Raw genomic sequence first — 20,093 nt, 5'->3', positions numbered from 1 at the left:
CATATAGCTATATATTCTTTTCACTGCCTCTATATAAAAAGGGCAAAAAAGAACCCTAAATGGGTTCTAAAGTGTTAAGTTGAATTTCTCTATTAACTCTTTTAAAGCGGGTCTACTATTGCCATCACGTCCAACAACAGCTTCTGCTGTTATTAACGAATTTAACACAGCTTCTTCTGTAGCTTCCCCAACCGCCCTAAAAGCTTCGTCTATATCTTCTTCATGTATGGTTTCAATCGTTAAAGCTTGAGACGGTTTGTTGTGAGGAATTTTGTTAGCTGTTGAAAAACCAAGTACAATTTCACCGCTGCCATTCGTAATAATTGAACCTGTTCGTGATAACCCTGTAACAGAACGTTTCAAAATCCGATTTAGTTGACGCTCTGACACAGGTAAATCCGTAGCAACTACGATCATAACTGATCCTTTATCTTGCTCTTCAAGCGATTGCAAAATTTGTATTTTAAGTTTTTTGCCGATGGGTTTTCCACCAACCGTTAAGTCACTTAACATACCAAAGTTAGATAGTACGAGTACCCCTATTGTATAACGTGCATTCGTTAGTTCGATCATTCGAGAAGCTGAACCTATTCCGCCTTTAAGTGAATAACACAACATGCCTCTCCCTGCGCCGACTGCTCCTTCCTCAAACTCTTCACCAGTCTCATCAAGCGCACGCCGCACATGCTCTTCTTTAACAAAGCGACCTCGTACATCGTTTAAGAACATATCATTGCATTCTCCAACAATCGGATTGACAGTTCCCGTAGTCCTTCCAATATCCTCATTTTTCTCTAGCATATACTCAATGACTGCATTGGCTGCTGTTCCAACGTTTAATGTATTTGTTAACACTATTGGTGTTTCGAGCACTCCTAGTTCTGCCAGTTGAATAGTTCCCATCGTTTTTCCAAAACCATTTATGACATGACTCGAAGCAATTAATTTTTCATGAAACAGATCTCCTTGGTGCGGTTTGATGGCGGTTACACCTGTTTGCATATTGCCTCCACTTAACGTAACCTGCCCTACCGTAACACCTGCTACATCTGTTATTGCATTCAACTCTCCTGTCTTCAATGTGCCGATTTCCACACCATAATCTCGAATTCGTTTTTGGTTTTTCAAATCCCCACTCCTTGTCTTTTAATTTCAAATCATTTATGTATAAGAGCTTTCCACTATCATACAACTAGCAATGTGGTTGATGAAGAGTTTTCTGCTTGTTCTAGCGAATTAACCATGTTAACTATTTTCCTAAAAACTGCCTCAAAGTGGTAAAATCAATTTACATAGGAATAGAAATGGAGGCCACGTTTATCGATAATTTGCTTATGATATTTGAATACCTTTTTCTTCTACTAGTCAATTTAGCGGTTGGCACGGTCGGTTTTATACCAAGTGTTTTAATAACGGCTGTAAACATTCAATCCTATGGTCTATACGGCGGTGCTATTTTAACCTTTACAGGTGAAATAGTCGGTGCATTAATCGGGTTTTATCTTTACCGCTTTGGCTTTTCCAAAGCTGATCCGAAATGGATGCGTCACCGGTTCTGGCAAAAATTCCAACTACAATCCACGAAACAAGTTTATAGCATGGTCATTTTGTTACGACTTCTTCCTTTTATGCCTTCTGGGCTTGTTACGGCTGGTGCAGCGCTAACCCAAATTAGCGGAAAGGCTTTTTGGTTTGCTAGTACGATCGGCAAAATTCCAGCGGTGATTTTAGAATTGGCTGCAGTGTACGGTGTTACACAAATAGCACCTAAAAACGTTCAGTATGCGCTGTTTGGCCTCGTGTTACTAGTTTCAATAGCACTATGGCTAAAGTCGATAAAGCAGAAAAAACCCCTTCAATCAGCTGATTGAAGGGGTTTGCTCTTTAATATACTTTATCACCATTGAAAATCGAGTTTTTGACAATGACATAGTCTACATTTCGAATTGCTAGCAATTGGTCTCCACCAGCATATGAAATGGCAGATTGAAGGTCTTGTTCCATTTCTACTAATGTATCTTTCAACGATCCTTTATACTCTACATACATTTTTTTGCCTTCAACGTTTTTCTTTTCACCTTTTTGGAACTCTGAAGCCGATCCAAAATACTCTTTTAATACTTTGCCGTCTTGTTCAATCGTTTGACCCGGTGATTCTTCGTGACCAGCAAATAGCGACCCTATCATAACCATTGACGCTCCGAAGCGAACAGATTTCGCAATATCTCCATGCGTACGAATACCACCATCTGCAATAATTGGCTTACTTGCTGCTTTTGCACACCAACGAAGTGCTGCCAACTGCCAGCCGCCAGTACCAAAACCTGTTTTAATCTTCGTAATGCAAACTTTCCCTGGTCCGATACCAACTTTTGTCGCGTCCGCTCCAGCATGTTCGAGTTCACGCACAGCTTCAGGCGTTCCAACGTTCCCTGCGATCAAAAAGCTGTCTGGTACCAATTTCTTAATATGTTGAATCATGTTGATCACAGCATTTGAGTGTCCGTGAGCTACATCAATTGTAATATATTCAGGAATGATTTTTTCATCTGCTAATTGTTGAACAAAATTATATTCTTCCGCTTTTACACCGACGCTAATCGAAGCAAAAAGTCCGCGTTGCTGCATATCTTTTGTAAAGGCAATCCGTTTTTCGGGTTCAAAGCGGTGCATAATATAAAAATAATTATTTTCGGCTAAATAGCCTGCAAGTTTTTCATCTACTATTGTTTGCATATTAGCTGGAACAACAGGCAATTTAAAAGTACGCCCACCAAATTCAATTGATGTATCGCATTCTGAACGACTATTTACCACCGCTTTTGCAGGAACAAGTTGAATATCTTCGTAATCAAATACATTTTCCATAAATTACACCCCTATAACCGAATGATATACTCGAATAACTTAAAAATGTTCGTCCATATGATAATGTACTTGATTTATGTAGTGATGTCAAAGAACTAAAGTTGTTTTTACATGTAGTTTTAAAATTCACCTGGATAATCATTACTAAGCTTACCTATTAATTGGTATATCACGTATGGATTATAAAGCCATTCATCTGCTATTAACCGTTTATAGCCTGCGAGTTCATCGTCGGAATTAACTTGTTCGTAAACCGATATAATATCTTCTTCGTAAAAATAAAGTTCACTTGTTTCTGCTTTTTTCGCCGTTTCGAGTGACAGCTTTGGATCAACAAGAAGGTATACTTCTGCTAATAACAATAAATCATCGACTAGAAATTCTTCCTGATCCACTTCTATCTTTTTGTTCAGCAAGTCAACTGCAAGGTCAACTTTTTCTTGAGCAAGCATTATATCTACTAGTAACCAATCGGCTGCATCTATATCGTAAATGTCTCCAGTTTCTCGAATGTTTTCAACCGTTTTAATAGCCGCTTCATAATTTTTCATCTCTAATTGTTGATAGCCCAAGTCAAACCAATCGGCTATTTGTTGCTGATTCGCTAATAGTTGTTGGAGGAAAATTTCTTCATATTCTTCTATATCCATATTAATGGTCTTTTCTAAGTTTTTGTAAAATCCACCAGTCGATTGAGACTTTAATAATTCAGGAATAATCGCTTCGCCATGAGCATCAACTATAGATTCCACTGCCAAAAAACTTTGAGCATATGGATCGTATGTATCCGTACTTGCTTTGTCATAGTCTTCTTGATTGTCGAGCGCGTGAAAATCAATTGTTTCAATACTTTCTAAGTCATACCACATGCTTGATTCACCTGCAAAATAATCAGCAACTCCTTCTTCAAACCATGAAGGAATTCGTGTTATTGACAACAAATGCTGATCGGAAAAAAGATGATTTTGGTAATGCGAGTATTCGTGCACTAAAATTAGCTCCCAATTTTCATCTGTTGGAACTAAGTGAATTCTTTTATTGCTTAAATCGTAATACCCGGCGACTTCTTCCGAACCATAGCCTGATTCTAATGAAGCATAATCTTCGTGAAACTCTATTGTTAAGCCTCCGTCATCCTGTGTTCCAAGAGTCGAATTGAACTTTTCTCGCTCTAGTTGCAACAACTCATCCATTTTTTCAATCTCATCTTTATTGTTTTCTGGATAAAAGTAAGTAACACCATTTTTTTCGGTTTTTAAAAGAGCCGCTTGGGAAGGAACATCAAATATTCGTGATGCAAACACTCTAATTTTCTTATCGGAACTTTGACTTTCATCACCCGTTGTATACACCGCAAATGAATTAATAAGGGCAATAGTTGTTATCACAAGTCCGAGGAGTATAGAAAAAGTCATTAAGAACGCAGCTTCAGCAACAGTAGTAAGTTTTATCAAATCCAATTTCCCTTTAACTACGCCAATAATACTGGCGACAAAAAGAAACGTACAAACCACTAGGAATATACCTGAAATTACTATCCCCCCAAGTAACCCCTGATTAAATACGAGGAAAAACGCCATATACGAACATATAACTAGTAAAATAAATTGTTTAAGTAATTTTTTCATTGCTTCCTCCGAAAATTTTCTATATAGGGGCATTACGTACATTAGATAGATAAGCCACTAATCTTTTCTACATATTAGCAGTTATTCAAATGAATAAATAGTCTTGCTTTACTGAATTCAATACGATAATTTTTTAGACATAAAAAAACTGACCGCATCATGCGGTCAGTTAAATTTCTGAACTTAATACAATTTCACCTTCAGGTAACTCATTTCCTGTTTTAGGTTCTAGTGTAATTGCAATAGTATCCCACTCATCTGAAGTGGTTTCTAGTTGATAATAACTTGCGCCTTCTCCGTTTGGATTAGGTGAAAATGCACCTGCTGGTATCGGCTTGCCATCTTTGATCAGCCATACTTGGTACACTTGACTCGTTTCTAACTCAGCTAATCGGTCTGCTTGAACGACTAGATTTAACAAACCTTCTTCTTCAATCATCGCTGCCGTTGCAGTTCCTGTAAATGTTGCATTTGGTTGGAGTTCAATGGATTGAATCGCAGTTTCAGTTTCTGCGGTTTGGTCTGACAGCTGGTAAAAGGCATAGCCATTACCTAATAACGACATTAACAAAACAGCTGCAAGAAGCGGTTTCCAGACATTTTCTTTACGTCTCTTTTTATGAATTGGTATTGGAGACATTGCTGGTTTCAATGCTTTCGGTTGATCTATTGGTTGATCTTTCAAGTGATTATTTTGTTCTACTTTCTCATCAAATACATTAGACAAAATACGTGCTTTCATATCTGTTGGTGGTTCCACCGGATCTGCAAGATAAGGGAGCTGACCAGTTGCTTCTATTATTTCCTGGCATTCCGTACATGTTTTTAAATGGTGTTCAAATTGCTGGTTTTCTTCTTCTGTTAATGTTCCATTTAAGTAATCTACTAAATAATCACAATCTATATTAGTCATCATAAGCCCCCCTTTCCTGCATCCCATGCAGTGATGTTTTTAATTTTTTTAGAGCTAGTCGTATTCGACTCTTAACAGTTCCCAGTGGAATATCACACATATCTGCAATTGTTTCATGTGTATGTCCTTTAAAATAAAACAAATCAATCATTTTTTGTTGTTCTGCTGACAAATGCTGAACAGCCATTTCAATCTGAGTTTTCTTTTCCTGCCACACTACTTGTTCTTCAACTGGTTCATCGTTGCTAACCATTTGACTTGCCTCTTCAATTGGAACAGTAGGTTTTTTTCTTTTTCTTATCAAATCAATGGCCGTATTTTGCGCCATCCTGAAAAGCCAAGAAGAGAATTTCCCTTTACTTTCGTCGTATACCCCTTTACCACGCCAAATCTTGATAAACACTTCTTGTAATGCTTCTTCAGCCAATCCTCGGTCTTCGAGCATTTTATAAAGAAAAGAGAAAAGGATTTTTTCATAGCGGTCGTACAATTGTTCTAGTGCATCTTTATCTTGTTCACTTACACGCAAATACAAGCTTGTATCGGTACTTTTTTCCATCCCCTGTCTCCTTTTTTACTTATTTCGTATTACTACCTTACTATACTTCCCGCTACAGGAAAATCTTTTCTTTTTACAACGCTTATATAAATAGAGATAAAGAAACAACTGTCGCTAGTTTCTTTTGTTTTCTTACTTATACTACGTATAGAACGACAATTTAGTTCACTATTCTTAGAAAATCACAATCATCTATTATTAAATGAATAATTTTCATATAATAAAAAAGCAGAAAGCCAAATGAGCCTTCTGCGAATCTACCTATTTATTATTCTGGATTATAGCATTCAATGGTTAAGAATAGTCCACCATAATAGGAGGTAACTTTTTCCACCTTTAATCCTGAGCGCTTTACTAGTTCAAGCGTATCCCGGTCTAAATGACAGCCATCACATAGCTTTTTCCAGACCGGCGTTAAGACTTCTTGCGTTTTGCCTATGGCTTCTTGGTCAACTTTAACGTGTTCAAAAAAAAGCACTTTCCCGCCTGGTTTACTAGCTCGCTTTATTTCTTCAAGTGCTTTTATCGGATAAGGGATTGTGCAAAAAACCAATGTCGCAACAACTGTATCGAAACTATTGTTTTCAAATGGCAGTTCTTCTGCTTTTGCGTCGTACGTATAAATTGGCACGTGCGCTTTTTTAATTCGTTTTGCTGCGTGTTTGCTCATTTCGGGATTTGGTTCGATCGCATCTACTCTTTCAACATCACGGTAATAAGGAAAATTAGCACCTGTGCCAAAACCAATTTCTAACACACGTCCTTGCGCTTTTCGGACAAGATTAGCCCGAACCTTTTCAAATCGTGTTTTTTCTAACGGCTTCATTGCGATATCATATAGTGCAGGAAATAATTTAGACATATTCATTCAACTCCTGTTTGTTTTAACTAATAACTATTGGTAATCATTATGAAATTAGTAGTGCTGATTTCTTTGTATAAATATCTATTGAAAAACCGACAACTTCTTATATGAAGTTGTCGGTTCAACAAGTAGTTATTTTTTTGTAGCATTAACAAATGGACCATATTCGCTGCGCCCGTGTTGAACGGATAACCATTTCAAAGTTGTGAACTCTTCTAATACCCATTCTCCGTTAAAGCGACCGAGACCTGAATCTTTTTCTCCACCAAACGGCATATGGGCTTCATCGTTGACTGGTTGATCGTTAACGTGAATCATGCCTGTATGAATTTGATGAGCGATATTCGTGCCATGCTCAATATTCGCAGAATGAACAGCACCACTTAAGCCAAATGGATAAGCATTTGCCATTTCAATCACTTCTTCATCGCTATCAAATGGGATCAAAATTGCTACAGGTCCAAAAATTTCATTTTTAGCAAGCGGCATATCATTTGTCACTTCTGTTAATACAGTAGGCTCTAAAACGTTGCCATCTGCCTTGCCACCAAGACGAACTTTGGCACCTTGTTCGACAGTTGCATCGATGTCTTTAAGAATTCGGTCTACTTGATCACGGTTGATTAATGGACCGACTTGCGTACCTTCTTCAGTCGGGTTACCAAATTTCAATTTACCGGCTCGAGCAGTAAATTGTTCTGCAAATTCTTCATACAGATCTCGATGTACGAAAATACGGTTGATAGACATACAAATTTGACCTTGATGATAAAATTTACCGAATAAAGCAGAATCAACCGCTTGATCAACATTAGCGTCATCTAGAACAATAAAGTTATTATTACCGCCAAGCTCTAACGCAGTTTTCTTTAATGCGCCTCCAGCTAACTCTCCGATGTGTTTTCCTACAGGCGTTGAACCAGTAAAAGAAATTAATCGGGGAATTGGATGCGTTACAATATCGTCGCCTATTTCAGAACCACGGCCAACAACTACATTTAATAAGCCTTTAGGCAATCCAGCTGCTTCAAAAATACTTGCAAATAACAGTCCACCCGTTACAGGAGTATCCGTTGCCGGTTTGATAACTACTGCATTACCTGTTGCAATTGCAGGTGCAATCGAACGAATCGCCAAATGGAATGGGAAATTCCATGGACTGATGATGCCAATGACACCAATCGAATTGCGATAAACTCGATTTTCTTTACCTGCTTGTCGGGAAGGAAGTATTTTGCCTTCCATTCGGAAAGGGAAAGTCGTTGCTTCTTTGAGAATATTAACCGAGACGCCAAATTCAGCAGTTGCTTTAAACACTGTGCTACCAGCTTCTTTAACAAGCCAATCGATAATCAATTCTTTGTTTTCTTGCATGACTTCTAATGCTTTTTCCAATACTTCTTGTTTCTTTTGTGGCAATTCTTTCGACCATGCTACTTGTGCTTTTGCTGCTGCTTTATAAGCTTTATCTAAATCGCTTTTATCAGCAGCTTGCGTTGTAACTAGCTCTTCCCCTGTGAATGGATTGGTATTTTTCATCTGACTATCACTAGATCCGGTAGTCCATTCACCATCTATATAAATTTTCGAATAATCGGTTTTCATCTGATCGCTCCATTCTTTATAGTTTAAGGCTGTTGTCTTGGACGAATTAATATCTCATTGACATCAACATGCGACGGCTGCTCTACCGCATAAGAAATCGCATTCGCAATATCCTGTGCTTGTAGCATCGTCATCTTGCCACCTTCTTTAAAGCTATTTAATACATCTTCATCTGTAATGGTATTTGTCAGTTCTGTCTCTACCGCTCCTGGTGATACGATGGTCACGCGGATTTCATTTGCTGGATCGATTTCTTGGCGTAAGCCTTCTGAAATAGCACGAACAGCATATTTTGTACCACTGTATACCGCACTTCCTTTAAAGACTTGGTGACCAGCTACAGAAGAAACGTTTAGAATATGACCGAACTTCTGCTTTTCCATAATCGGTAAAACAGCAGCAATTCCATAAAGAACCCCTTTAATATTCACATCGACCATTTGATCCCATTCATCTATTTTCAACTTATTCATAAACGACAGTGGCATCAAACCTGCATTATTTACCAGAACGTCAATATTGCCGGTTTTTTCTAACGCAGCTTCTGCAAGAGACTTCATCTCATCTGCAGACGTTACATCCGTCACTTTGTATTGTGCTGAACCGCCAGCATCTTCGATTTCTTTTTTTAATTCCACTAAACGATCTTCTCGTCTAGCGGCTAACATGACATGATACCCTTTTGATGCAAGCTCTTTTGCCGTTGCTTGTCCAATCCCACTACTGGCTCCAGTAATAATTGCTGTTTTTGTCATTTGAGATCAACTCCATTTCAATATTTGAGGTGTGTTATCTAAAAAGTATTCATTTATTAAATACATCTTAACTGTTTACCCAAAGTACCTCATAGATTAAACAAAATAGCGAAAATATCCATCTCTACAGGCTTTTCTTGTGTTATAATTTTCACAAGATGGGGGTGTTTATATGCGGAAAATTTCACCTGAAGAACGTCAAATGATGCGACGTTCTTATGCAGAAAAAATCATGGACACTGTTCGCACTGAAGGATTTATCTCATTAACTATTCAAGATTTGGCACGTTTAATGGGCATTAGTCGTGCATCATTGTATAATTTTTTCGCATCTAAAGAAGACATCATCCAAGAAGTAACTGAAATTTATATTGACTATTTAACAAGATCTAATCAATTTATCAATAACGCGCGCTATCCATACATTCGACGATTGCCAGCTGTCTTTGAACAATCCGTTTTTTCAACCGTGTATGCTTCAGAAATATATTTAAATGAGTTAAAGTCAGAATGTCCAAATTATTATGAACGGCAAATAAACGTAGCAAATGAGCGACTCATAATACTCCATTCATTTTATGAAAATGGCATAAGTGATGGTGATTTTAACCCACTTATTCCTTCTTTAATTATCGAACAAGATGAAGCTGCTTTGCAAAAAATTTTAAACTCTTCATTTTTAGTAGAAAAAGGCATATCGTTAGAAGAAGGTATGTATGGCTATTATGAAATGATGAAACGCAGAAGCTTCACGCCTACTGCGTTAAAAACCGGCAAAGATGAATATATAGAAAAAGCCGTGAGAGTTATTGTTAATCAATTAGGCAAAAACAGCGACATACTCGCACGTATAGATAATTGAAAAATTAGTTTTCAAAATGAAAATAGTGCTTTACTATTGGCACACATCTAAAACGTTGTCAGTAATTGGGGCTACGTTTTTTTTAAAAAATTTAAATTTAAACGTTTGGATTTTTGAATCGACGGGAATAGAATTGAAAAACAATGGAGTTTAACTCTACCTCCGAAATATAGTTTGATAATTCAGACAAATAGAATATACTATACTTTAACCCCCGAGAAAAGGAGATGGTCAAAATGAACCTAAATTCTATAAGAGGCTCAAGCATGATTGTAAAGATGACACGTGCATTAGTGGAGGACGGTTGGTTGTTTACCCCTAATGAATTCGATGTCATCGTAAAAGCGGAACATAAGGAAACAGGCGAAGCCATCTCTTTTAACTCAATCGGCAACTTGAAAAGATGGATGTATGAAAAAGCACTCAGTTATTAAATCGCTCTTCATTTAAAAACCTCGTTTGCCTTGTTGGCAAACGAGGTTTTTAAATTCTTATAACATTTTAGATTTTTTGCATACCTCTGCTTTAATGCCCTGCTTTTTCAGATTTTCAACGATTTCGCTAGCTTTTTGGATTTTTCCGACTGTACAACATAAGGTCCCACTCATCTTCATCATCCTCCATAAACTTTTGTAGTTTCAGTATACAAAGTAAATGTGAACAAACTATTACCAAATCGAAATATCTGAAAAAGTTTGGCCTCAGTTAAAGGAGGTCATTATTTTCACTAAAAGAATAAATTAAACTTATCCCACATCGCTAAACAAAGCCATAATTTCTTCTTCTGTACGAGCATTAAGGATTTTATCGATATTTTCCTCTTCAGAACATACGATAGCAATATTCGAAAGAATATCAAGATGTTCATTGTTTTTACCAGCAATGCCGATCAATATTTTTGCCATATTGCCGTTACCGAAATCCACTCCTTCTGGTACTGTGACTACTGAAATGCCCGTCTGCAGAACATTAGCTTTCGCTTCTTCTGTACCGTGAGGAATAGCTAGGCTATTCCCCATAAAAGTAGATGCCATTTCTTCCCGCTCTAACATTTTGTCAATATAACCTGCATCCACATAACCATTGTCTACTAATATCCCACCAGTAAACCGGATGCCTTCCTCCATCGTAGCGATTGAAACATTTAATTTAATATTTTCACGGTCCAAGACTGCTTTTGCCATTTCGATCACCCCTATTAAATTTTGCTCGTTTTAGCATTTATTTTTTTAGACGCTGCGCCAATTTATCGTATTCCGGGCTATTCATAAAGTTTTCTACAGAAATATGTTCCGCTTGTGGCAATTTTTCTTTTGCCCGTGGCGTCAAATCTTTGTGAGTGACTACAATATCAGCGTCTTCGGGTAACTGACTTATAGCGGTATTGGTAACTGGAATATCAATATTTTCTTTCTTGAATTTGTTTTTCAATATGGACGCTCCCATAGCACTTGAACCCATTCCTGCATCACAAGCGAATACGACACGACGCACATCTTCAGTCGCTTTTATACCAGGAGCTGATGTTACTACTCCTGCTTCGTGCAACACATCACCATCAGATGTTGTTGCTGCACCTGGAGTTAAAAATTCACTAGCAGAGCTTTTTTTACCTTTCATTTCTTCCATTTTGCCAGTTGCGACCGTTAAATCTTCTTCAACGTCTTTTGTTGTTTTTAAAATAATCGATGCAATGGTGAAAGAAACAGCTGCAGCAATTAAAACGCCAAGAACCACGCCTAAATAGTTACCTTGTGGAGTTAGCGCGAGCAAGGCAAAGATACTACCAGGAGCTGGTGTTGCAACGAGGCCGGCATCAAGTAAAACAAAAGTGAAAACTCCGCTCATCCCACCACCGATAACCGCTAATACTAATAACGGTTTCATCAAAACGAACGGGAAGTAAATTTCATGAATACCACCGAGAAATTGAATGATGATAGCACCAGGTGCTGAACTTTTAGAAATACCTTTACCAAAAATAGTAAAGGCTAACAAAATCCCTAACCCGGGTCCAGGATTCGTTTCCAGCAAGAACAAAATTGATTTTCCGTTAGTTGCTGCTTGTTCTACACCAAGCGGGCTTAAAAATCCGTGATTGATCGCATTATTAAGGAACAGTATTTTTGCTGGTTCGATAACAATACTGGCTAATGGTAACAGTCCATTATTGACTGTAAATTCTACTCCATTTGCTAAGCTGTTGACTAATGAATTTACAATTGGACCAACACCAAGAACTGCAATCCCTGCCAATATTGCGCCTAATATCCCGGCAGAAAAAGTGTTATAAAGCATTTCAAATCCAGCACGAATTTTGTCTAAAAAGAGTTGGTCAATTTTTTTCATGAGATATCCAGCGAGCGGCCCCATAATCATGGCACCGAGAAACATTGGAATATCTGATCCAACGATGACCCCCATTGTGGCCGTTGCTCCAAGAACACCGCCACGAAAATCATAAACAAGTCGTCCACCGGTAAAACCGATTAGTAATGGTAGTAGATAAATAATCATCGGCCCAACAAGTGCAGCGAGCGGTGCATAAGGCCACCAACCAGCAGGAATAAACAGTGCAGTGATAAGACCCCAAGCGATAAATGCGCCAATGTTCGGCATGATCATGCCACTTAAATGACTTCCAAAACGTTGGATTCGTGCGCGATTTCTACCTTCAGCCATATAAATCCCTCTCTTCCAAAATTAGTTGTATTAAACAACAAGACGAGTGTAGAGGTTTCTTATTAACATGAGGACTTTCAAAATCAACTTATCAACAGATAGTAAATAAAGAGTGCAGTCTCAATTATGTGTATATCAACGTGACAGACTAATTTATTCTCACCTCTTTTCGTACTATGCTTGTGCACTCTTTAAAGCCCTTCACTAAAATAATATCATATTTTTTAGATATTTTGTTCTTTTTATCTGAATAATCAGTCTTTTTATGAAGTTTATTTACTGAAAGACAAATAAATCAGATTCTAGACAAAATTGAATTGCCTACTATTTAATTTATATTAGAAAAAATGCTCAGGTCTTTTGTAGGCTAGCTTTGCATATTTTTCAGGTAACGAATCCAATTAGTTAAACAAAAAACGATTACAAAAATAAAAGTAAGTAATGAGACTACGTTAGAAATTCTTCAAAACTGAATTTGTAACTATCATTTCCTAGCGTTTATTCATTTAACCCTTCCTATCTTAATTTAACTTATCGCAAATAATAAATAACATTAACTCACATATTTCCATCCTCATCCATGTTAGGAATTTAATTTACATTTTTTGAACTTCTATCCTCTTATTCCATCTGATTTGTACTATAATTAAAAGAAAGTAATAATTTTTTAAATAGCATAAGGAGGTTTTGAAATGTTCAAAAAAATTTTTAGTAAATTTGTTGCTTCCCCAAATGTTCATTCCACAAAAGCTTCAGTTAAAAAAATCAATACGGATAAAATATTCTTATTCGAACCCAACCAACAAGAATTGGATTATATTATACAGCTTCCTACACTTACCGGAAAAGCACCAGGCTATGTGTATTTCGTCCAAGAATACATGACTGGTTCCTTTAAAATTGGCAAGACTAAACACATCGACAAACGGAAGAATGTTTTTAATGTAAAGCTTCCTTTTGAAAACAAACTAATTTTCCTTATTAAGTCTGCAGATCATCATCAAACAGAGCTTGCTTTTCATGAATATTTTTTAGATAAACAACTTGAAGGTGAATGGTTTAACTTAACTCGAGAAGATCTTGCTTGGATAACAAATGGACACTATACGGATAAAATTCATAAAACGATAAGTCCCCCTTTAGAAGTAACTAAGCAGCTAACAGCTAATAAAGCAAAAACGGAAGAAAAGCCGTTGACCTTAAAACAAATTGAGTTTGCCAAAACATTAATTAGGAAACTTGAACAAGAATATGAACTCAATGTCTCTTACTCTAAATGGACACAAAAAGACTTAAATCGCTTGAGTGTGTATTTCAGATTCAAAAATAATAGCGCTTTAAACAATTTGGTAGAAAGTGGTGTCCTTACAAAAAAATAATTCTTTCTACACGTATACAGCGATTCTCTTTGATTTTCTTATTTGTCCATCGGATCCATAGCACCTTCCTCTTATAATACCCTAGAGGAAGATGCTATTTTTCGTTATACTGGTGATAGAAACCAATACTACGGTTAAGATCAGCATAATCGCTAAAGGAGCTGCTCTATGGAAGAAATATCGCATAAAAATCCATTTAAAAAACCATTTTTCGATTTAAAAGAACTTGTTGACAGTATTCAAGAACATTTAGGATGCCCTGCAACAATAGAAGATACTAATCACCGTTTAAATGCTTATAGTTCTCATGGGGTTGATGCAGACCCTGCGCGAATCGGAACCATCATTTCACAGCGAGTTCCTGAGAAAGTCATCAATCGCCTTTGGAAAGAAGGCATTATTCCAAAACTAATACAATCAGATAGCGCTTTGCGCATTCCGCATATTGACGATATCGGACTTCGTGATCGTGTAGCGATAGCCATCCGAAAAAACAATGAAATTTTAGGCTATATTTGGGTAGTCGAAGGTCCAAAAAAATTAAGTCACCTACAATTAGAGCATCTGAAAGATGCAGCTGTTGTCGCGATCCCTTTAATGGCTAAAATTCAACAAAATCGTAAACGGAAAGAAGAAAACTATCAAGAGTTTTTGTGGCAGCTTTTAACAGGTCAATTTAAAAATCGAGATGAAATTTATGAACAAGTTCATGAACTTCATCTCAAAATACCAAATCATTTCACTGTACTTGTGTTTTATTTTGAACAAGATATTACACAAGCAATGGAAGAGCAAATTTCCTATTTAATTACGACTAGCCAAAAAATAACCAATCATTTTCTTGTATTGATGGACAATGAATTGATTTTAATTGCCTCTCCCCACCCATCCCAGTCTGATGCTACAGCTTTCGACAGTTTCATCACATACTTTACTTCTGAAATAGCGAACCGCTTTTCTATTTTGGGTGTTAAAGGCAGTTCTGGCAAAGGGTATAGTGACTTCAGCAAAGCTATGACGAGTTATCAAGAAGCGCAAAAAGTGCTCGAACTGAAAAAGGTTTTTCCTGAAGAGCTCGAAAATGTATTCCATTATAGCCAACTAGGTGCTTTTTTGTATATCGATTTGATCCAACAACAATTGCCTGATGAACATCCGGCAATCAGCAAGATTAGAGCTTATGACAAACAGCACAAATCGAATTTCTTAAAGACATTAGAAGTCTTTATTCAACAAGACAGTAATATGAACGAGGCAGCGAAGAAATTATTTGTCCATACCAATACCTTGCATTATAGAATGAAGCGCGTAGCAGAAATTGGTGAGATTGATTTGACGAATGTTCACGAAAAACTAGGTATTTACCTTGATTTAATGGCACGAAAAATGAAGAATAAATAACCTTTTGTGAAATTTCACAAAAGGAATGCTCATCTTTCTTCTTTCTACCCAATGCAGTATAGTAGGCTTTCCTTTATACTTATGGATATCTTCACATTCGTTTTAAGGGGGACACATCAATGATTATTGGAATTCCTAAAGAAGTTAAAAATAACGAAAACCGAGTGGCCATTACGCCAGCCGGTGTCGATGCTTTTGTAAGAGCTGGTCATCAAGTTATCATCGAAACAGGTGCAGGTCTTGGATCTAGTTTTACGGACATTGATTATATAGCTACAGGCGCTAAAATTGTGGAGACAGCTGCAGAAGCTTGGTCTGCTCAAATGGTTATGAAAGTAAAAGAGCCTGTTTCTTCTGAATACCAATACTTCCGTCAAGACTTACTATTGTTTACGTACTTGCACCTTGCAGCTGAACCTGCTTTGACACAAGCACTTGTAGACAATAAAGTAACGGCAATTGCTTATGAAACTGTTTCAGTTAATCGTACACTTCCATTATTAACACCAATGAGTGAGGTTGCTGGTAGAATGGCTTCACAAGTCGGCGCTCAGTTTCTCGAGAAAATTTACGGCGGAAAAGGTGTTCTTTTATCCGGCGTACCTGGTGTACAACGCAGTAAAGTGACCATTATTGGCGGTGGAGTTGCTGGAACAAATGCAGCGAAAATGGCTATTGGTCTTGGCGCACAAGTAACAATCATTGATTTGAGTCCTGAGCGTCTTCGCCAATTGGATGATATTTTCGGAAATGATGTCACGACATTGATTTCCAATCCATTCAATATCGCAGAAGCGGTCAAAGAGTCTGATTTGGTTATTGGGGCTGTGTTAATCCCTGGAGCAAAAGCACCTAAACTAGTAACTGAAGACATGGTTAAAGCCATGAACCCTGGAACTGTCATTGTAGATATTGCTATCGATCAAGGTGGAATTTTTGAAACTACTGACCGCATTACGACTCATGATAACCCAACTTACGTTAAACACGGTGTGGTTCATTACGCTGTAGCTAATATGCCTGGAGCAGTTCCACGCACTTCAACAATTGCGTTAACAAACGTTACTGTTGGATATGCACTTCAAATGGCTAATAAAGGCGTGCACAAAGCTATTGCAGAAAATCCAGCATTAATGCTTGGTGTTAACACAGCTAATGGTTACGTGACATATGAAGCTGTTGCGAAAGATCTAGGCTTTGAATTTATAACAGCTGTTGAAGCTCTTGCACAGTCTACAACGTCAATTTAATAGCAACTAGACAGTCCCGCTCTATAGTGCAGCTGGGCTGTCTTTTTTTATCTTTAAACTATTTCATATTGCTGTACATCTGTTTTAGCTTATTTTATATTTAAAAAGGTGATGACATTGAAAGTAAAACTTTATAGGAACAACAAAAATTTTGTATCTGGCATGACATTAAAAGACCTATCTGCTCCTGAAAACAATAATATGGCTTTGCATGCTTGCGAAAACACAGAGATAATTTTATCAAACCGAAAAAAATTAGCAGAATCCCTAGATGTATCACTTGGTGATTTTATTTGCACACAACAAACACATAGCGCTAACTTCCGACGCGTCACTAAACAACATAAAGGAAGTGGCGCATATACAGTCGAAACCGCCATGTCTGATACGGATGGTTTGTATACTTTTGATACGGGAGTTTTGTTGTGTAGCTTTGCAGCCGATTGTGCTCCTGTTATTATTCACGATAAAAAAACGGGATTAATTGGTGTCATTCATTCCGGATGGCAAGGCACTGTGAAAGAAATTACACTTAAACTTCTTAAGCACATAATTTCCGTAGAACAATGCAATCCAACTGATTTAGAGATTCAAATAGGCGCATCTATTAGTCAACAACAGTTTGAAGTCGACCGAGATGTTTATTTAAAGTTTGAAGATTTAGGATACGCTAGTGAGTTTATGTATTTTAATTCGTCTACGAATAAATACCATATCGACAACCAGGCTACTGTAAAAAGACAATGCGAACTTGCCGGAATTCCTTCTAGTCAAATTCGCATTGATTCTACATGTACGTTTTTAAATTCTGATGGATTTTCTTACCGTCAAGATCGAAAATGTGGCAGGCATTTGATTTTTGCTATGACAAAAAACCAATAGTTTTCTCACAAAAAAATCATTCCCTCAAAATTGAAGGAATGATTTTTTCATTTAGCACACTACTATACGATTTTAAAAACGGTCCTTATTACCTTTTATCACATTATGGAAACAGGAATAAAGAATCAAAATAAAAAATAATAAGCTGTATCTTTTAAATCATTTTCAACTAATAGAAACACTCATTTTTCACTATTAATTATTGTCACTTTGCAAATTTAAACCATTTGGAGATACATCTTTAACATTCTCAGATTTCAAGTTTCCTTCAATTCGTTTTATGTCCCAACGGATCAACAATGATATCAGGAAAGCAATAGATACTAGTACGATAAAAACATAAAACACTGGTTCATAACTATTGGTGCGCTCGCGAATTTGCGATACGATTGCAGGTCCAATAATGCCGCCTAATGACCAAGTCGTTAATAGAAACCCATGAATTGCACCTAACTGTTTTGTTCCAAAAAGATCTCCTACAAATGCTGGTAGATTGGAAAATCCACCACCATAACAACTTACAATAACTAGTATTAACACTTGGAAAATCAAGACATTCGTGATGTTTGGAAGCATCGTAAAAGCAATAATTTGGAGTCCAAAGAAAATAGTAAAAACGGTTGGACGGCCAATATAATCAGAAATTGCAGCCCATCCTAATCTTCCTCCGCCGTTAAAAATCCCCATAACCCCCACTAAAGTTGCAGCACCAGCTGCTGATAAACCAATCAGTTCTTGTGACATGGGTGATGCCACAGAAATAATCATAATACCGGCACTAACATTGATTAACATCATCGACCAGACCATCCAGAAGCGACGAGTTTTCACGGCTTCTTTAGCTGTCAATTGTGCTAAATCTTTTTTCATTACTTTTTTCCCAGAATCGATTGCTTGTTGCATACCTTGTGGCATCCAGCTTGCTGGAGGTGGTGCGATATACGATGCACCTATTAAAATTAAAATAAAATAACTAATTCCTAGCATGTAAAAAGTCGAACTGACTCCGAATAACCCAATTAAATTAGCAGCTACTGGTGCAGTAATAAGTGCTCCTGCCCCAAAACCCATTACAGCCATTCCTGTTGCCAAGCCTCTACGATCTGGGAACCATTTGACAAGCGTAGAAATTGGTGCGATGTAGCCTATCCCTAAACCTAGTCCGCTTAGCAAACCATATGTTAGTAAAAACATGACTAACGAGTCGAGTTGAATAGCAAATCCTGCACCCGCCTGACCAAAACCAAATAAAAACGCAGCTAAAATCGCGGACTTGCGTGGCCCATTCTTTTCGACAAAGCCTCCGAAAAACGCAGCCGAAATGCCGCCAAGTGCCATCATAATTGTAAATGCATATGTAATTTCTTTAGCTGTCCAACCCATTTCATTGCTGATTGGTGTCGTGTAAACGCTATAAGCATAAGCTGCTCCGATTGATAATTGGATCGCAATTGCTGCAAGAGCAATCAACCACCTGTTTTTTGTTTTTGTCATCGTATATCCTCCCTTGTCTAAATCCCCCAGCTAATTCCAGAGGTGATTCTAAAGAGAATACAGGCATATCCAAAATAAAACAATTAGTTTTTTGAAAATATAAAATTCATCTAACCTAAATTCTTGAGAAAAACCCAGTAGTCTCTAGGAAGAAATTACCTTAAAAAAATATTTTTTTAATTTTAAAATAGTGTATTTACCTCAATCCCGCTCTTTAGCCAATAAAATCAGTGAGTAAGATTTATATTCTGTTTCAACCATCAATTTCGCTGTTTTAGTCAAAGAATATATAATAACAGTCAATTTTTTAAAAATTTCCACAAATATAAGTTACAGTAAACAAATAGCACAAATTAGACACATTTATTTCTCTTACATAATTTGTTTCATAAGGACATAAGTATTTATTTCAAAATGTAAACGCTTTACTATTACAGATTCAAAAAGGAGAGATTTAGTTGACAACAACAAAAGGTTTAGAAGGTGTAGTAGCAACACAATCCGCGATCAGTTCGATCATTGATGACACACTTACATATGTCGGCTATGATATCGATGATTTAGCCGTAAATGCTAGCTTTGAAGAAGTGATTTACCTGTTATGGCATCAACGTTTGCCGAAAGCAGCTGAATTAGCGGAATTGAAGCAACAATTGGCGGACAACATGGCCGTTCCACAAGCTGTGTTAGATCACTTTAAAACATACGACATCAAAAACGTGCACCCAATGGCGGCACTTCGTACAGCCGTATCCATGCTTGGCTTGTTTGACGAAGAAGCTGAAGTGATGGAACCGGAAGCAAACTACCGCAAAGCCATCAAAATCCAAGCAAAAATTTCAACTTTGGTAACGGCTTTCGGTCGCATTCGTAACGGCCAAGAACCGATTGCACCGAAAACAGATTTAAGCTTTGCGGCGAACTTCTTGTACATGTTATCAGGCGAATTG

Annotated in this window: 19 protein-coding genes; 8 read left to right on the top strand and 11 right to left on the bottom strand. The window is 37.2% G+C overall.

The genetic code is table 11. From position 1 onward, the window contains the following. Positions 1-66: 66 nt before the first annotated feature. Positions 67-1,128, bottom strand: a complete 1,062-nt coding sequence (locus tag MLE13_RS16295) for a P1 family peptidase (protein ID WP_240750799.1) — start codon at positions 1,126-1,128, stop codon at positions 67-69. 176 nt (positions 1,129-1,304) lie between these two features. Here MLE13_RS16295 and MLE13_RS16290 point away from each other — a divergent pair, with 176 nt between their 5' ends. Further along, on the top strand, positions 1,305-1,871 hold the full coding sequence (locus tag MLE13_RS16290; RefSeq protein ID WP_240750798.1) for a TVP38/TMEM64 family protein: 567 nt from the start codon (positions 1,305-1,307) through the stop codon (positions 1,869-1,871). 13 nt (positions 1,872-1,884) lie between these two features. On the opposite strand, the gene guaC is transcribed toward MLE13_RS16290, so the two are convergent. From guaC to MLE13_RS16255, 7 genes are all read right to left on the bottom strand, one after another. Continuing rightward, on the bottom strand, positions 1,885-2,868 hold the full coding sequence (guaC, locus tag MLE13_RS16285; RefSeq protein ID WP_240750796.1) for a GMP reductase: 984 nt from the start codon (positions 2,866-2,868) through the stop codon (positions 1,885-1,887). 119 nt (positions 2,869-2,987) lie between these two features. Further along, positions 2,988-4,496, bottom strand: coding sequence for a collagenase (locus MLE13_RS16280; RefSeq protein ID WP_240750795.1), 1,509 nt, complete (start codon positions 4,494-4,496; stop codon positions 2,988-2,990). 169 nt (positions 4,497-4,665) lie between these two features. Further along, positions 4,666-5,409 carry an anti-sigma factor gene (locus MLE13_RS16275; protein WP_240750794.1) on the bottom strand — a complete coding sequence of 248 codons (744 nt, stop codon included), beginning with the start codon at positions 5,407-5,409 and terminating at the stop codon, positions 4,666-4,668. Continuing rightward, positions 5,402-5,968: an RNA polymerase sigma factor gene (locus MLE13_RS16270; protein ID WP_240750792.1), complete on the bottom strand. Its 567-nt coding sequence runs from the start codon at positions 5,966-5,968 to the stop codon at positions 5,402-5,404. Before MLE13_RS16270 ends, MLE13_RS16275 begins: the two co-directional genes overlap by 8 nt. Before the next feature lie 268 nt (positions 5,969-6,236). Beyond that, positions 6,237-6,830, bottom strand: a complete 594-nt coding sequence (locus tag MLE13_RS16265; RefSeq protein WP_240750791.1) for a class I SAM-dependent methyltransferase — start codon at positions 6,828-6,830, stop codon at positions 6,237-6,239. 135 nt (positions 6,831-6,965) lie between these two features. After that, on the bottom strand, positions 6,966-8,438 hold the full coding sequence (locus MLE13_RS16260) for an aldehyde dehydrogenase family protein (RefSeq protein WP_240750790.1): 1,473 nt from the start codon (positions 8,436-8,438) through the stop codon (positions 6,966-6,968). A gap of 23 nt (positions 8,439-8,461) precedes the next feature. Further along, on the bottom strand, positions 8,462-9,193 hold the full coding sequence (locus tag MLE13_RS16255) for an SDR family oxidoreductase (protein ID WP_240750789.1): 732 nt from the start codon (positions 9,191-9,193) through the stop codon (positions 8,462-8,464). Between the two features lie 172 nt (positions 9,194-9,365). Between MLE13_RS16255 and MLE13_RS16250 the strand changes: the two genes are divergently transcribed. Then, positions 9,366-10,055: a TetR/AcrR family transcriptional regulator gene (locus tag MLE13_RS16250; RefSeq protein WP_240750787.1), complete on the top strand. Its 690-nt coding sequence runs from the start codon at positions 9,366-9,368 to the stop codon at positions 10,053-10,055. Between the two features lie 266 nt (positions 10,056-10,321). Further along, the gene (locus MLE13_RS16245; protein ID WP_240750786.1) at positions 10,322-10,489 is read left to right on the top strand and encodes a hypothetical protein; all 168 of its coding nucleotides are present in this window, start codon (positions 10,322-10,324) and stop codon (positions 10,487-10,489) included. 312 nt (positions 10,490-10,801) lie between these two features. Here the strand turns inward: MLE13_RS16245 and MLE13_RS16240 are convergent, their stop codons facing one another. Continuing rightward, entirely contained in the window at positions 10,802-11,239 is a 438-nt protein-coding gene (locus MLE13_RS16240) for a PTS sugar transporter subunit IIA (RefSeq protein WP_240750785.1), read from the bottom strand. 37 nt (positions 11,240-11,276) lie between these two features. Beyond that, on the bottom strand, positions 11,277-12,737 hold the full coding sequence (locus MLE13_RS16235) for a PTS mannitol transporter subunit IICB (protein WP_240750783.1): 1,461 nt from the start codon (positions 12,735-12,737) through the stop codon (positions 11,277-11,279). Positions 12,738-13,429: 692 nt separating this feature from the next. On the opposite strand from MLE13_RS16235, the gene MLE13_RS16230 reads away from it, so the two are divergent. The 4 genes from MLE13_RS16230 (at position 13,430) to pgeF (ending at position 17,649) form a co-directional block, all read left to right on the top strand. Next, complete coding sequence (locus tag MLE13_RS16230) at positions 13,430-14,116, top strand: GIY-YIG nuclease family protein (protein WP_240750782.1); 687 nt, start codon at positions 13,430-13,432, stop codon at positions 14,114-14,116. A 168-nt stretch (positions 14,117-14,284) separates the two neighbouring features. Further along, entirely contained in the window at positions 14,285-15,517 is a 1,233-nt protein-coding gene (locus tag MLE13_RS16225; protein WP_240750781.1) for a PucR family transcriptional regulator, read from the top strand. A gap of 119 nt (positions 15,518-15,636) precedes the next feature. Next, complete coding sequence (ald, locus tag MLE13_RS16220) at positions 15,637-16,767, top strand: alanine dehydrogenase (RefSeq protein WP_240750780.1); 1,131 nt, start codon at positions 15,637-15,639, stop codon at positions 16,765-16,767. 117 nt (positions 16,768-16,884) lie between these two features. Continuing rightward, positions 16,885-17,649: a peptidoglycan editing factor PgeF gene (gene pgeF, locus MLE13_RS16215; protein WP_240750778.1), complete on the top strand. Its 765-nt coding sequence runs from the start codon at positions 16,885-16,887 to the stop codon at positions 17,647-17,649. A 195-nt stretch (positions 17,650-17,844) separates the two neighbouring features. Here pgeF and MLE13_RS16210 read toward each other — a convergent pair whose 3' ends face one another. Next, on the bottom strand, positions 17,845-19,143 hold the full coding sequence (locus MLE13_RS16210; protein WP_240750777.1) for an L-lactate MFS transporter: 1,299 nt from the start codon (positions 19,141-19,143) through the stop codon (positions 17,845-17,847). A gap of 458 nt (positions 19,144-19,601) precedes the next feature. Between MLE13_RS16210 and MLE13_RS16205 the strand changes: the two genes are divergently transcribed. Next, the coding region (locus tag MLE13_RS16205; protein WP_276323974.1) for a citrate/2-methylcitrate synthase at positions 19,602-20,093 on the top strand (492 nt) is incomplete at its 3' end.

The organism is Planococcus halocryophilus (assembly GCF_022489025.1).
GTDB lineage: Bacteria > Bacillota > Bacilli > Bacillales_A > Planococcaceae > Planococcus > Planococcus halocryophilus_A.
Note: the sequence above shows the minus strand (reverse complement) of the source record. Positions and strands in the feature narration are given on the sequence as shown.

Bases quoted from the DNA above. Each gene is read 5' to 3' on its own strand.
- guaC (WP_240750796.1), bottom strand. From the start codon at position 2,868: ATGGAAAATGTATTTGATTACGAAGATATTCAACTTGTTCCTGCAAAA.
- MLE13_RS16245 (WP_240750786.1), top strand. From the start codon at position 10,322: ATGATTGTAAAGATGACACGTGCATTAGTGGAGGACGGTTGGTTGTTT.
- MLE13_RS16290 (WP_240750798.1), top strand. From the start codon at position 1,305: ATGGAGGCCACGTTTATCGATAATTTGCTTATGATATTTGAATACCTT.
- MLE13_RS16260 (WP_240750790.1), bottom strand. From the start codon at position 8,438: ATGAAAACCGATTATTCGAAAATTTATATAGATGGTGAATGGACTACC.
- MLE13_RS16210 (WP_240750777.1), bottom strand. From the start codon at position 19,143: ATGACAAAAACAAAAAACAGGTGGTTGATTGCTCTTGCAGCAATTGCG.
- MLE13_RS16275 (WP_240750794.1), bottom strand. From the start codon at position 5,409: ATGACTAATATAGATTGTGATTATTTAGTAGATTACTTAAATGGAACA.
- MLE13_RS16250 (WP_240750787.1), top strand. From the start codon at position 9,366: ATGCGGAAAATTTCACCTGAAGAACGTCAAATGATGCGACGTTCTTAT.
- MLE13_RS16240 (WP_240750785.1), bottom strand. From the start codon at position 11,239: ATGGCAAAAGCAGTCTTGGACCGTGAAAATATTAAATTAAATGTTTCA.
- MLE13_RS16265 (WP_240750791.1), bottom strand. From the start codon at position 6,830: ATGTCTAAATTATTTCCTGCACTATATGATATCGCAATGAAGCCGTTA.
- MLE13_RS16255 (WP_240750789.1), bottom strand. From the start codon at position 9,193: ATGACAAAAACAGCAATTATTACTGGAGCCAGTAGTGGGATTGGACAA.
- MLE13_RS16270 (WP_240750792.1), bottom strand. From the start codon at position 5,968: ATGGAAAAAAGTACCGATACAAGCTTGTATTTGCGTGTAAGTGAACAA.
- MLE13_RS16225 (WP_240750781.1), top strand. From the start codon at position 14,285: ATGGAAGAAATATCGCATAAAAATCCATTTAAAAAACCATTTTTCGAT.
- MLE13_RS16235 (WP_240750783.1), bottom strand. From the start codon at position 12,737: ATGGCTGAAGGTAGAAATCGCGCACGAATCCAACGTTTTGGAAGTCAT.
- MLE13_RS16230 (WP_240750782.1), top strand. From the start codon at position 13,430: ATGTTCAAAAAAATTTTTAGTAAATTTGTTGCTTCCCCAAATGTTCAT.
- MLE13_RS16280 (WP_240750795.1), bottom strand. From the start codon at position 4,496: ATGAAAAAATTACTTAAACAATTTATTTTACTAGTTATATGTTCGTAT.
- ald (WP_240750780.1), top strand. From the start codon at position 15,637: ATGATTATTGGAATTCCTAAAGAAGTTAAAAATAACGAAAACCGAGTG.